This is a genomic window from Streptomyces sp. Je 1-4 4N24 (genome assembly GCF_026239515.1).
Classification (GTDB): Bacteria; Actinomycetota; Actinomycetes; order Streptomycetales; family Streptomycetaceae; genus Streptomyces; species Streptomyces nigrescens.
Window position 1 is genome coordinate 6,550,028 of sequence record NZ_CP110836.1, and the last position, 12,436, is coordinate 6,562,463.

The window sequence follows — 12,436 nt, forward strand, 5'->3', positions numbered from 1 at the left end:
CGGTAACGGCCCCGGACAGGAAGAGCGGCGGCGCATCCGGCGACGCCGGCCACCGGCTGGCTGCCCCGGGCGTGGCGTGGCTCCGCGCCTACCGGAAGCCGAGGTGCGGATCGGTGCCGGCAAGCTCAACGCCGGCGGCCCACAGGCGAGCGGCGACGGCCGGGTCGGCCATATGAGAGGGGACGGGCTCACGCCGTGGCCGGCCACGCAGGCCGAAGGCCCTCGGTCCCCATAGCTGCCCTCCCTGCACCTCCGAGTCGAGGACGGCACGGACGACGGGCCATGCTCCGGCGTCCTTGCCCTGCACCAAGAGCCCGGCGGGCAAGGCCCGCAGCCGCTCGCCGGGGGTTGTCATGCGTACCGCCGGGCGGGACGGGGTGAGGGAATCCAGTGCGCCGCCGGGGTGGGCCACCACACTGAGCACCGTGCTGCCGACGGCACGCAGACGGCGATCGAGTTCGAAGCCGAAGCACATCTGCGCCACCTTCGACCGGCCGTAGGTGCGCTTGGACCGGTAGTCCCGGGTCGACTGCAGATCGTCCAGGTCCAGTCGCTCGGACCGCGCCGCGAAGCTTCCCACCGTCACGACGCGGCCCGCCGACGCCGCGGACAGCAGGGGGGCCAGCCACTGGGTGAGTGCGAAGTGGCCGAGGTGGTTGGTGCCGAACATCAGCTCGTGGCCGTCCTCGGTCTCCCGGCGCGGCGGGTCGTCGAGCGCGACCCCTGCGTTGTGGACCACCGCGTCGAGATGATCGACGTCCAGCCTGTCCACGGCGGTCTTCAGGGACGACAGGTCGGCAAGGTCCAGTTGAAGGTGCCGCACCTGCGCGCCGGAGACGCGCGAGCGGATCGAGGCCATGGCGGCGCCGGCCTTCGCGGCGTTCCGGCTGCCGAGTACGACGACGGCGCCGGTGGCGGCGAGCTGCTCCGCGGTGAAGTAGCCGATCCCGGCGTTACCCCCGGTGACCAGGAAGATCCTGCCCCGGGCAGACGGCAGCCGGTGAACGTCCCACGGTCGGCTTGGGGATGCGGAAGACACGATGACAGGCTCCTTGCGCTCTGCTCCCCATGCTCATGCGGAGCACCCGACCCACCCAAGGTCGCAACCTCCCCCGACATACCGCCGACAGACTTCCGACACCCCTCCGACCCCCCCTCCGACACCCCTCCGGAGAACTGCAGAGAGCATGCAGATCAGGAATTCCGCTCTCCTGTGACCTGAGCCGATAACGGGCGGGCGCCGGCCGATAGGTGAAACATAACCTCGGTACCTAGCGTCCCTTTCCGTACGAGTTGTCATTCCGGAAGGAAGAGAACGACGTGAACATGCGCAGGAACGCGGGACGCACGCTGGCCATGGGCGCCATGGCCGCTTCCCTTCTGATCCTGGGGACGGGCGGCGCACACGCCGCGACCGGCACCCTGGAATTCTCCGGGAACGGTGAGCGGACGCTGACCAACCCCAAGGACGGGGCCTGCTACAAGCTCGCCAAGAAGACGCCGCCGTGGGACTCGCTGGGCTACAAGACGATCACCAACCACACCGACAAGAAGGTGACCTGGTACACCGCGGACAACTGCCAGGGAGACGGCTCGGCCGTCGAGCCCGGGAAGACCTCGGAGTCGAGCCCCACCTGGTGGCCGCTGGTCTCCATCAGGTACGTCAAGATCGGCTGACCGCACGGGCTCGGGGCCGCGGACGGCGTACCGCCGCGGCCCCGAGGCCGAGCCGATCGGCGTCAGGCCACTGCGACGGCGTACCCGACAAACGCCGCCCAGGCCTCGGCGGGCACCGCGAGCTGCGGGCCGGCCTTGTCCTTGGAGTCGCGGATGTGGATGGTGGTGGGGGAGGTGGCGATCTCGACGCAGTCACCGTCGCCACTGCTGCTGTAGCTGGACTTGCGCCAGGAGAGGGCTACTTCTACACAGTCGTCGCCGTCGCCGCCGCTGTAGCTGCTTTTGAACCAGGCCAGTTCGATGCTGCTCATAGCGCTCCTCGCATCCGCTTCAGCAGGCTCACGGAGTCTTCAGGGGTGAGAGCCTGTGAGCGCATCCTGGCATACCGCATCTGGAGGACACTGACCTCTTTCGGGTCGGAAATGAACAGGCCGCCTCGCTGGCATTCGTTGTAGGCGAACCACTGGTTCTCCGGAGTCTCCAGCAACTGCATGGGGCCTGCCAGCCCGGCGTGAGTCTCCTGCACAAGCGGCATGACCTGGAGCTCGATGTTTCGTGACTCGGCGATCTCCAGAACATGCTCGATGAGGTCCCGGGTGACCTCCACCCCGCCCGTACGCCGCAGAAACAGATGCTCCTCCAGGATGAAGCTGTATGCGGTGTTGGGTCGCTCCCGCAGCAACCGCTGTCGGTCCGTCCGCGCAGCCCATTGCGTCTCGATCTGGTCGTCGTCCAAGGGCGGAAGCTGCTCAGTGAACAGCGTCCGCGCGTACGGCTCGGTCTGCAACAGCCCCGGAATCAGACGGCTTTCGTAGGTGTAGAGGGTGATCGCGTCCTCCTCCAGCGCCGCCCACTGGCGGAACCAGGAAGCCAGTCCCCGCTGCCGTGACAGATTCTTCGCCGCCTTCCGCAGCACCCCGCGCGCGTCCAGTACTTCCTCCGAGCGGTCGATGAACTTCTTCGAGGGAAGCCTTCTGCCCTGCTCCACCGAGCCGATGTAGTGGGACGAGTACCTGACCGCCGGGGCCAGGGACTCCTGGGTGAACCCCGCGTTCTCGCGGAAGCACTGGTAGACGGCGCCGAAGGTCTTGAGGCTGCCGGACGGTTCGGGTTCGATGGCGCCGTTTTGGTGGTCGTTGCAGGCTGTCATATCGGGTCCCCCCGGAGTGTCGCTCGTACTGCCCCGCAAGTCACCCATCGTTACGGACAGTTGCGCGCCGCGTCCACCCTTTGCGCTCGTACGCTCACGCAGCGTACGAGTCGGGTCCCTGGTGAATGGCGTTCGTGGGCGCCACCGTGGGCCGCATGTCAGCCCAAGCCGCCTCCCGTGCCGCGCAAGGTCCGGTCACCGTACGTATGTTCACCCAGCGCTTCAGTGCCACCCGTCGGGGTGCCCGCCTCGCCCGGTATCTGGCCGTCCAGCAGCTCGACGTATGGGGCTTCCCCTACGGGGGCGAGGTCTCCGATGCCGTCGCCCTGATCGTCGGTGAGCTTGCCGCCAACGCGGCGACCCATGGCCGCGTGCCCGGCCGGGACTTCGAGCTGTGCCTCAAGAAACTGCCGGGCTCGGCCCGTCCCGGCACGCTGCGGATCGAGGTCGCCGACACCCGTACGGACAGGCGTCCGCCGCGGCCCGGCGCGCTCGCGCCCCCGCCGCCCGACTCCGAGACCGGCCGCGGCCTGCTCCTCGTGGCCGCGCTCGCCAGTTGCTGGACGGTCCTCGATCGGCCCCGGGTCGGCAAGGTCGTACGGGCGGAACTGGACCTGTAGCCGTCCGAAGTTGGACCCGGCACGATTGGGCCGGTGTGGCCGAATTGCGGTATGCATCTGGGCTACCTCTGTCCAGACAGTGAGCCCTGCTTGACTGGCAATCAAACGAGCTGCTGGGCTGGCTATTTCGAGCCGTCCAGTCGGAGGTTGCCCAGGTGTCCAGGTCGGATCTTCGTGCGTTATTCCGGTCGAATGATCGTGAGTTGAAAGCCGTCGACTACTTCGCCGACCGACGTGACGAGTGGGCCACGGTGGTGGAGAGCCTCGTTCGTCATACGCGATGGGTGCGCGAGGCCGGGTTCGATGTCGAGGACCTGGAGACGCCGCGGCGTAACGTACTTGTCTTCTATGGCGTCGGCGGCATCGGCAAGTCCACGCTGTCGCGGGGCGTCGTCGAGCACCTGGTGGACAGCGAAGCACGCGGTGCTGACTGGCCTCCGCTGGACCCTGAGGTGGGGCGGGTAGTTCCTGTACGTGTCGACTTATCCCGGAACTCTGGCAGTGACTTCGAGTCCTTGATGCTTGCCCTCCGGCTCGCGGTGGCTGAGCTGGGGGAGCCGATGCCGGCATTCGACCTTGCGTTCCAGCGTTACTGGGAGCGCAACCATCCGGGGGAGCCGCTTGAGGAGTACCTGCGGCGCCGCACATGGTTCAGCCGGTTCCCGGGATCACGGTCCCTGTCCGGACAGATGCAGTCGGTGCTGTCAGACGTCGCGCAGGCCGTGTCTTTGCCCGGGACTACAGGCGCGCTTGTGGGAAAGGGACTTGGGCTGCTGCTCCGTGCGCTGCGGGACCGGCGTCACCAGGTCCGATCTCTCGCTGAGTGCCGCCGGTTGGCCGATCTGCTCGAAGCTGAACCGGACTTGGAAGCTCTGAGCTACTACTCGCATCTGCTCGCCTGGGATCTCAGTAGGGCCTCGGCCAAGCGCCAGGCGACGCTTGTGGTCCTCCTGGACACCTTCGAGGATGTCGGGGACCGCGTGCACCGCGATCTTGAGCGGCTGATCCAACGCGTGGCGTGGCTCATGCCGAACGCCCTCTTCGTCATCACCGGCCGAAACCGCCTGCAGTGGGACGATGCAAAATTGGAAGGACAGCTGGATTGGGCGGGCCCGGACTTCTGGCCGCTGCTCGTTGGTGGTGCCACGCAGGAACCACGCCAGCACACTGTCGGGTACCTCTCCGCGGAGGACTGCGAGAGGTACCTTTGCGAGCGGCTGACCGTCGGCAGCCAGCCGTTGATGGATGACAGTGCGCGACACTTGATCACCGCCAACTCGCACGGGTTGCCGCTGTACCTGGACCTCGCCGTGATGCGGTTCCTGGACATGTACCGCAAGAACGGGCGCGCCCCTGTGGCGAACGAGTTCAATCTGGACTTCCCGGCGCTCGTTGCCCGGACCTTCCGGGATCTCACACCGAGCGTGCGGCAGGTCCTGAGAGCGGTGAGCCTGCTTGATTCGTTCTCTGTCGAGTTGGCCGCCGCTGCCGCGGGCCTCGACCATGACGCCCCCGCACTGGAATTGGTCGAGCGCCCTTTCGTGGACCTGGATCCCGGCGCCCCTTGGCCCTACCGGCTGCACAATCTCGTACGGGATGCCATGCGAGAGGCGGACTCGACGAGTGAGGACCGCTGGAGCCCGGCGGACTGGCGGCGGGCTGCTCAGCGGACAGTCGACGCCCTGGAACATGAGGTGGCTGGAGACCGGAGGCGTCTGGTCGCCGCCCTGCGGCAGGGTATGACGCTCGCCCGCGACTACGGCCTGGAGCTCGGATGGCTACAGGACGCGGCGTTCCGCTACGTCGACGACTTCGTATGGGAGCCCATCGAGCTGCCCTCGCCGGCTGCTCAAGCAGGTCGCAACGCACAGATCGGCAGTGCAGCGGAGGCCCTGGCCGTCGCGTTGTCCGCGATCGCTCGGCGTCAGCGTCGCCACCGGGGTGAAACCGCTGAGCAACTGCGCGCGGTGCTGGCCTCCGGGCAGTTGCCCGAGTCGCTGTCGGAGCTGCCGCGCTACTTCCTGGCGGAGTGCGACCGCGACCTCGGGAACTTCGCGAGCTCGCTGGAGGGGATGAGACAGGTCGTCGACGCTGGGGGACGGCTTGCCCCCACTGCGGCCCGTGGCCTGGTGCACCTCGCGCGCCGCGTGGGGCGGTTCCCCCAGGTGCACGCCGCAGCCGAGGCTCTAGGGGTGGAGGGCCGCCGCGACCGGGCACTCGGCGACCTTTGGTGGACCCAAGGGGACATGGCCCTCGCCTGTTCTTCGTACGCGGTGAACCGCGACGAAGCGCTGCGGGTTGGCCAGCCGGGCGAGGCCGCGCTGTCGCAGGCGTGCCTGGCCTTCGCCGCCGCCTTCCGGGACCGCCCACGAGCCGGGGAAGAAATCGAGCGGGCGCAAGACGCCCTGGGCGGAGTATCGATCCGCTGGGCGGAGCTGCAGACGAAGATCGCATCGCTCGTACGGGATGCAGGTGTCAGCACCGACCTGCCGGCCCGCGCCGACGAAGTCGTCGATGAGGCTCGTGAAGCGGGACTGACGTCATCCATCGCGTATGTGCGCTTCGCGGTCTGTCTTCACGCCGCGGTCCTGGGCGAGCCGGCCCTGCAGGAGGAGGCGCGCGAACGGCTGCACGAGTGTGTACGAGGCGAGGAGTTCGCCTACTTGGCCGAACTGTCGTACCTGATGGTGGGGGAAGTTCCGCCTGAGGACCTGCCGCGCGCCGAGTGGGTGGACGAGCAAAGCCGGGTACGGGCACGCTGGGTGGCGATTGTCGATGACCGGCGCCGAGAAGCCGCCGCACACAGAGGAGCCTGAGCCGGGTGGCCACGTATACCAAGTTGGATCAGATCGACCTGCCCGCGGTGTCTGAGCGCTACGGGCTGCGTGAATCGCAGCTGGAACCCCTCAAGGGCGGCGCAGCGAACTCCAGTTTCCACCTGTCCAGTGCTTCAGGCGACTTCACACTGACCATCCTCGACAACCACGACATCGTCAGCGCCGAGAGCCTGGCGATGCACACGCAGGCCGTGTATCGACTGGGCGTGCCGACGACCGAGGTTGTCCCCGCCCTTGACGGATCACTGATCACCACCTTCGACGGCCGCCCGGTAATCCTCAAGAAGTGGATCCCGGGGGACGTGCAGCAGCCGCTTCCGATTCCCCTGCTGCCCGAGGCGGGGCGCATCCTTGCACAACTGCATTCCCTGGCGCCGGAGTCGGAAGGGCTCGGTGGCCTTCCTGTCGGCACGCGCCGCCTCTCTGCTGAGCAACTGAATGTCATTCCGCAGTTCGCTGACCGAGAATTCGCGGCCTGGCTCACCACTTGCTTGAAGCGGGTTCGCAGCGCCGAAGCAGAGAGCGAGCGTTCTCCGAAGGTTGCGCACGGCGACCTATTCGCCGACAACGTGATCGTGCGTGACGACGGGGCGCTGTCCGTACTGGACTGGGAAACCGTCTCGCTTGACGATCCCCTGCTAGATCTCGGAATGGCCGCGGTCGGGCTGGCACAGGAGGATGACGTCCTGGTGCCCGAACGGCTGAGTGCCCTGGTGACGGGATACCAGGCTCTTGCACCTCTGTCGGAGGCAGATACAGCCGTATTGCCCCTGGAGATTGAGCATGCCGCGTGCATCATCGCCTTCCACCGCTACTACCGGCACAACGTCCGCTTTCCCGACCCGAGCAAGAGCACCTACCACTTGAAGATGATCAAGTTCGTCGAATCCGTGAGGGCGGTAACTCGGCACGGCCAATCGTGAGGGGGCTGCGGCCTCTTGGGGTCTCTCCTGGACGCCGGTCCGGCCGTCCGGGCGCGTAGGGCCCGGCCCGCGTCAGGGCGGGCCTCCGGTCGGCCGGAGCGGCTACTGCGGGAACGTAACACCCTTGCAATGTCTTGCGTAAGGTCTTGCAACAAGGAATCGGCGGGGATAGAACCATGACCCATGTCCTCCACCACCCGCCGGTCCCGCCGGTTCCGCCGGCGCCTGGCCGCCGCGGTCGCACTGGTCCTCGGTACGGCGACCCTGCTGGTCTCGTCCCCGCAGCAACCGGCTCAGGCGGCGCCGCCCCCTCCGGACAAAGCTCTGGCCCAGTGGATCGACCGCGACACCGTCGTCTGGAAGGGCGCCGAACGCGCCACCGCCCAGCTGGAGTTCGGGGCGGGCGATACCCGTATCGGGCTCGCGCCGGGGTCCCTCACCCCGGCCGAGCGAGCCGCCTACCCCCACCTGGCCTCGTACCCGGCCTTCACCGTTGACGCCCGCGACCGCCATCTGGCTCCCGCCGCCCTGCGCGGCAAGCTTCTGGCCGCCCAGCGCACGGCGGACGGGCGGCGCACCACCACCGGTGTCCAGACACCCGGCGTTCTGGACGACCTCTACGGGGACCGAGCCCAACACGCCACGCTGGGACCGGTGTTCGGCCGCGACGGCCGGCCCGCCCTGTCCGTCTGGGCGCCCACCGCCCGCACCGTAGCCCTGGAACTCGACGGCCGTACGGTCCCGATGCGGCGCGACGACCGCACCGGCATCTGGCGGGTCCAGGGGGCGCGCGACTGGGCCGGAAAGCCGTACCACTACCTCGTCACGGTCTGGGCGCCCAGCGTCGGCAAGACCGTCACCAACAAGGTCACCGACCCCTACTCCACCGCGCTGACCGCGGACTCGGCCCGCAGCCTCGTCACCGATCTCGACGATCCGGAACTCGCCCCGGACGGCTGGTCACGGCTGACGAAGCCGGCCGCGGTGCCGCTGCGCCGGGCCCGCATCCAGGAGCTGCACCTCCGCGACTTCTCCGTCGAGGACCGCACCTCCCGCCACCCGGGGCAGTACCTCGCCTTCACCGACCGGCGCTCGGACGGGATGCGGCATCTGCGTTCCCTCGCCCGGTCCGGTACCTCCTACGTCCACCTGCTGCCCGCATTCGACTTCGCCACCGCCCCCGAGCGGCCCGCCGACCAGTCCCGCCCCGGCTGCGATCTCGCCTCGTACGCCCCCGACTCCGACCGCCAGCAGGACTGCGTCGGGAAGACCGCCGCCCGCGACGCCTACAACTGGGGCTACGACCCGCTGCACTACACCGTCCCCGAGGGGTCCTACGCCTCCGACCCGGAGGGCCCGGCCCGCACCGTCGAGTTCCGGCGCATGGTCCAGAGCCTCAACCGCACCGGCCTGCGCACCGTCATGGACGTCGTCTACAACCACACCGCCGCCGACGGCCAGGACCCGCACTCCGTACTGGACCGCATCGTCCCCGGCTACTACCAGCGGCTGCTCGACGACGGCGGGGTGGCCACCTCCACCTGCTGTTCCGGCACCGCGCCCGAACACACCATGATGGGCAAGCTCGTCGTCGACTCGGTCGTCACCTGGGCCAAGGAGTACAAGGTCGACGGTTTCCGCTTCGACCTCATGGGCCACCACCCCAAGGCCAATGTCCTCGCCGTCAGGAAGGCCCTCGACGCGCTGACCCCGGAGAAGGACGGCGTCGACGGCAAGAAGATCATCCTCTACGGCGAGGGCTGGAACTTCGGCGAGGCCGCGAACGACGCCCGCTTCGTCCAGGCCACCCAGCGGAACATGGCCGGCACCGGCATCGCCACCTTCAGCGACCGGGCCCGGGACGCGGTGCGCGGCGGCGGCCCCTTCGACCCCGACCCCCGCGTCCAGGGCTTCGCCTCGGGCCTGTACACCGACCCCAACTCATCGCCCGGAAACGGCACTCCGGCCGAGCAGCGCGCCCACCTCCTCCACTACCAGGACGTCCTCAAGGTCGGTCTCACCGGCAACCTCGCCGACTACACCTTCACCGACACCACCGGCCGCCGCGTCAAGGGCTCCCAGGTCGACTACAACGGCGCCCCGGCCGGCTACGCCGCCGCCCCCGGTGACGCGCTCGCCTACGCCGACGCCCACGACAACGAAACCCTCTACGACGCGCTCGCCTACAAACTCCCGCCGCACACCGGCGCCGCCGACCGCGGCCGAATGCAGGTCCTGGCCCTCGCCACCGCGGCCCTCTCACAAGGCCCCGCGCTCTCCCAGGCGGGCTCCGACCTCCTCCGCTCCAAGTCCCTGGACCGCAACTCCTTCGACAGCGGCGACTGGTTCAACGCCCTGCACTGGAACTGCGCCGACGGCAACGGCTTCGGCCGCGGGCTGCCCCCGGCCGCCGACAACAAGGACAAGTGGCCCTACGCCCGGCCCCTGCTGGCCGACCCCGCACTCCGCCCCGGCTGCACCACGCTCCACAGCACGTCGGCCGCCTACCGCGACCTGCTCCGCATCCACGCCACCGAACCGGCCTTCGGCCTGTCCAGCACGGCCACGGTTCAGTCCCAGCTCTCCTTCCCCCTCTCCGGGAAGGACGAGACCCCCGGCGTGATCACCATGCGCCTCGGCAACCTCGTCGTCGTCCTCAACGCCACCCCGGCCTCACAGCACCAGACCGTCCGCGACCTCGCGGGCACCCCCTACGCCCTGCACCCCGTCCAGGCCCGGGGCACGGACCGCACCACCGCCACGGCGTCCTACGCGCGTGCCTCGGGCACCTTCGCGGTCCCGGCCCGCACGGTGGCGGTCTTCCGTCGGGGCTAAGCGGGCTTCCCGCGATTTCGGCTGCCCCGCCGGTTCGCTGCGCTTGGCTTGCTCCCCACGGAGTCGGCTTTCCCGCCGTGGGGGTTGCTCGCCGTTTGTGGCCCGCTGCGCGGTGCCCCCGCCGTTGCGCCTGGCGGCGGGCGGGGTCCGCTGCGCGGGGCTGTCGGGGTGCGGTGACGGGCCTGCGCGGGTGGGTGTCCGGACTGCTTCGCTTTACGTCCGGACACCCACCCGCTCCGGCCCGTCCCCTCCCGTGGGGGGATGAATAAATCTCGGTGGGGGTGGTCGTCTGTGGTCCGGTGCTCCTCGCGAAGCAGGAGTGAAATCGGCGTCTACGGACGCTCGCCCCCACTCACCGTCACTGACTCCTCCCACGGGAGGGGACGGGCCGGAGGGGCAGGGTTTCCGGACGTAAAGCGAAGCAGTCCGGAAACCCTGCCCCGGAGGCCCGTCACCGCACCCGACACCCACCCGCCCGCCGCAGGCGCAACGGCGAGGAACCCCCACGGCGGGACAGCCGAAAACGCGGGAAGCAAGCCAAGCGCAGCCGAAACGTGGGAAGCCTAAGCAAATCGCCCGAGACGGCCCACAAGATCCGCGAACATCCCGTCCGCGGGTTCATCGGCCAGGACGCGGCGGACGACCTCGGCCATCTGGTCGTCGTAGGCCGCACTCACCGCCGCCAGCGCAGCGAAATCGTGCACCAGCTGCCGTTCCAGCTCCGCGCGCGGTACGCGTCGGCCGTCCAGCCACAGCAGTGCGGTGGTCTCGGCCAGGGAGACCCAGGAGCGGACCACCAACTCCAGCCGGGGGGCGGGGGCGGGGATGCCGAGGTGGGCCAGGATCTGTTCGTAGGCGGCCTGCCGGACGCCGTCGATCATCGCGCCGGTGCGGGTCGAACCGATCGCGGGGCCGCCGCGCATCAGTGCCGAGAAGCCGGGGCCGTGTTCGGCCACGAAGTCGAAGAACCGCTCCATGACCCGCAACAGCCGGGCGCCGAGCGGGCCTTCGTGCGGCTCCACGAAACGTGCCGTGAGCTCTTCGGCGGCCCGCCGCAGCGCGGCCTCGTACAGCTGCTGCTTGCCGGGGAAGTAGTGGTAGACGAGCGGGCGGGAGATACCGGCCGCCTCGGCGACCTCGTCGATCGACACATCCTCGGGGGAACGGTGGCTGAAGAGGTCGAGTGCGACAGCGATCAGCTGCTCACGCCGCTCCTCGACGCCCATTCTGCGGCGCGTCCCGGTGGTCATACGGGTCACCCTAACGACCTGGGACGCCGCACGGAATCGCCGGTGGAATCACAGATCGAGCACAAGGCGTCCACCGCGTGCCCGGGAGACACAGATCAGCAGCGAGTCGTTGCGCTCGGCGTCCGTCAGCAGGTCATCGCGGTGGTCCACCTCTCCGGACAGCACCCGCTGTTGGCAGGTGCCGCAGAATCCCCGCTCGCAGGAGTACGGCAGATCGGGCAGCGCCTGGTCGCGGATGGCCCGCAGCACACTGGTGTCCGCGGGCACCGTGACCGTACGGCCGGTGCGGTGCAGCTCGACCTCGAACGGCGCGTTCCCGCCCGCGGGGGAGGGGGCGGCCGCCGTGAACCGCTCGGTGTGCAGGGCCAGTCCCTCGGTCACGGCCGGCAGCAGGGCCGCGACCGCGTCCATCAGGGGCTCGGGGCCACAACAGTAGACGGCCGCCTGGGGTGGCGCACCGGCGAGCGCCGCCGCCAGATCGGGCCGTCCGGCCTCATCCTCGGCGACCACCGTCAGTCGGTCGCCGTCGGCCCCGGCCAGCTCCTTGAGCTCCGCCAGGAACGGCATCGAGGCCCGTGACCGCCCGCAGTACAGCAGCCGCCACGGCACCCCCGCCCGCTCGGCCTGCCGCACCATCGGCAGGATCGGGGTGATGCCGATGCCGCCCGCGAGGAAGACATAGGCGGGGCCGTCCCGGAGCGGGAAGCGGTTGCGGGGGCCGCGGACCTCGACGGCCGTCCCCTCGTGCAGCCGCTCGTGCACCTCGCGCGAGCCGCCCCGGCCGTCCTCGATCAGCCGGGCGGCGATGGTGTAGGAACCGGGGCTCGCGGGCTCCCCGCAGAGCGAGTACTGGCGTACGGCTCCCGAGGGGAGGACCAGATCGAGGTGTGCGCCCGGTTCCCAGGCCGGAAGGTTCTCGCCGGCCAGGCGCAGCCGGACCACGCCCTCGGCCTCCTCCGTACGCTCCACCACCGTCAACTGCCGGGTCTCCGCCGCCTTGCGGCCCTGCCCGGAGACCGGGTGCTCCAGCGCGGGCAGCGGCCACAGCGGGGAGGCCCGGACCCGCCGGCGCAGCGCGCGCCGGGCGGCCAGTGCGGCCGCGGCGACCAGTACGACGGTGCGTACGCGGGGTGTCCGGGGCATC

General features: G+C 69.5%; 10 protein-coding genes. 5 read left to right on the forward strand and 5 right to left on the reverse strand.

From position 1 onward, the window contains the following. Nucleotides 1-88: 88 nt before the first annotated feature. Nucleotides 89-1,039: an SDR family NAD(P)-dependent oxidoreductase gene (locus SLV14N_RS28605; RefSeq protein ID WP_208684747.1), complete on the reverse strand. Its 951-nt coding sequence runs from the start codon at nt 1,037-1,039 to the stop codon at nt 89-91. Between the two features lie 281 nt (nt 1,040-1,320). Between SLV14N_RS28605 and SLV14N_RS28610 the strand changes: the two genes are divergently transcribed. Beyond that, entirely contained in the window at nt 1,321-1,677 is a 357-nt protein-coding gene (locus tag SLV14N_RS28610) for a hypothetical protein (protein ID WP_208684749.1), read from the forward strand. Nucleotides 1,678-1,739: 62 nt separating this feature from the next. Here SLV14N_RS28610 and SLV14N_RS28615 read toward each other — a convergent pair whose 3' ends face one another. Together SLV14N_RS28615 and SLV14N_RS28620 are read right to left on the reverse strand one after the other, a co-directional pair. Next, the gene (locus tag SLV14N_RS28615; protein WP_208684751.1) at nt 1,740-1,988 is read right to left on the reverse strand and encodes a DUF397 domain-containing protein; all 249 of its coding nucleotides are present in this window, start codon (nt 1,986-1,988) and stop codon (nt 1,740-1,742) included. Next, entirely contained in the window at nt 1,985-2,827 is an 843-nt protein-coding gene (locus SLV14N_RS28620) for a helix-turn-helix transcriptional regulator (protein ID WP_208684753.1), read from the reverse strand. Before SLV14N_RS28620 ends, SLV14N_RS28615 begins: the two co-directional genes overlap by 4 nt. A 155-nt stretch (nt 2,828-2,982) precedes the next feature. Here SLV14N_RS28620 and SLV14N_RS28625 point away from each other — a divergent pair, with 155 nt between their 5' ends. The 4 genes from SLV14N_RS28625 to pulA all read left to right on the forward strand — a co-directional run bounded on the left by SLV14N_RS28625 (nt 2,983) and on the right by pulA (nt 10,042). Beyond that, nucleotides 2,983-3,447: an ATP-binding protein gene (locus SLV14N_RS28625; RefSeq protein WP_259670554.1), complete on the forward strand. Its 465-nt coding sequence runs from the start codon at nt 2,983-2,985 to the stop codon at nt 3,445-3,447. Between the two features lie 203 nt (nt 3,448-3,650). Beyond that, a complete protein-coding gene (locus tag SLV14N_RS28630; RefSeq protein ID WP_259670555.1) occupies nt 3,651-6,263 on the forward strand; it encodes an ATP/GTP-binding protein in 2,613 nt (870 codons plus the stop codon). 5 nt (nt 6,264-6,268) lie between these two features. Continuing rightward, nucleotides 6,269-7,207, forward strand: coding sequence for a phosphotransferase (locus SLV14N_RS28635; protein WP_263271658.1), 939 nt, complete (start codon nt 6,269-6,271; stop codon nt 7,205-7,207). Between the two features lie 183 nt (nt 7,208-7,390). Further along, nucleotides 7,391-10,042, forward strand: a complete 2,652-nt coding sequence (pulA, locus tag SLV14N_RS28640; protein ID WP_263271659.1) for a pullulanase-type alpha-1,6-glucosidase — start codon at nt 7,391-7,393, stop codon at nt 10,040-10,042. 563 nt (nt 10,043-10,605) lie between these two features. Here pulA and SLV14N_RS28645 read toward each other — a convergent pair. Both SLV14N_RS28645 and SLV14N_RS28650 read right to left on the reverse strand, forming a co-directional pair. Continuing rightward, nucleotides 10,606-11,292, reverse strand: a complete 687-nt coding sequence (locus tag SLV14N_RS28645) for a TetR/AcrR family transcriptional regulator (RefSeq protein ID WP_263271660.1) — start codon at nt 11,290-11,292, stop codon at nt 10,606-10,608. A 48-nt stretch (nt 11,293-11,340) separates the two neighbouring features. Beyond that, nucleotides 11,341-12,435, reverse strand: a complete 1,095-nt coding sequence (locus SLV14N_RS28650) for a PDR/VanB family oxidoreductase (protein WP_263271661.1) — start codon at nt 12,433-12,435, stop codon at nt 11,341-11,343. Between the last annotated feature and the right edge of the window lies 1 nt (nt 12,436).

What these genes read in the sequence shown, in the direction of transcription:
- pulA (WP_263271659.1), top strand. Translation starts at nt 7,391, where the DNA reads ATGTCCTCCACCACCCGCCGGTCCCGCCGGTTCCGCCGGCGCCTGGCC.
- SLV14N_RS28650 (WP_263271661.1), bottom strand. Translation starts at nt 12,435, where the DNA reads ATGCCCCGGACACCCCGCGTACGCACCGTCGTACTGGTCGCCGCGGCC.
- SLV14N_RS28645 (WP_263271660.1), bottom strand. Translation starts at nt 11,292, where the DNA reads ATGACCACCGGGACGCGCCGCAGAATGGGCGTCGAGGAGCGGCGTGAG.
- SLV14N_RS28620 (WP_208684753.1), bottom strand. Translation starts at nt 2,827, where the DNA reads ATGACAGCCTGCAACGACCACCAAAACGGCGCCATCGAACCCGAACCG.
- SLV14N_RS28615 (WP_208684751.1), bottom strand. Translation starts at nt 1,988, where the DNA reads ATGAGCAGCATCGAACTGGCCTGGTTCAAAAGCAGCTACAGCGGCGGC.
- SLV14N_RS28625 (WP_259670554.1), top strand. Translation starts at nt 2,983, where the DNA reads ATGTCAGCCCAAGCCGCCTCCCGTGCCGCGCAAGGTCCGGTCACCGTA.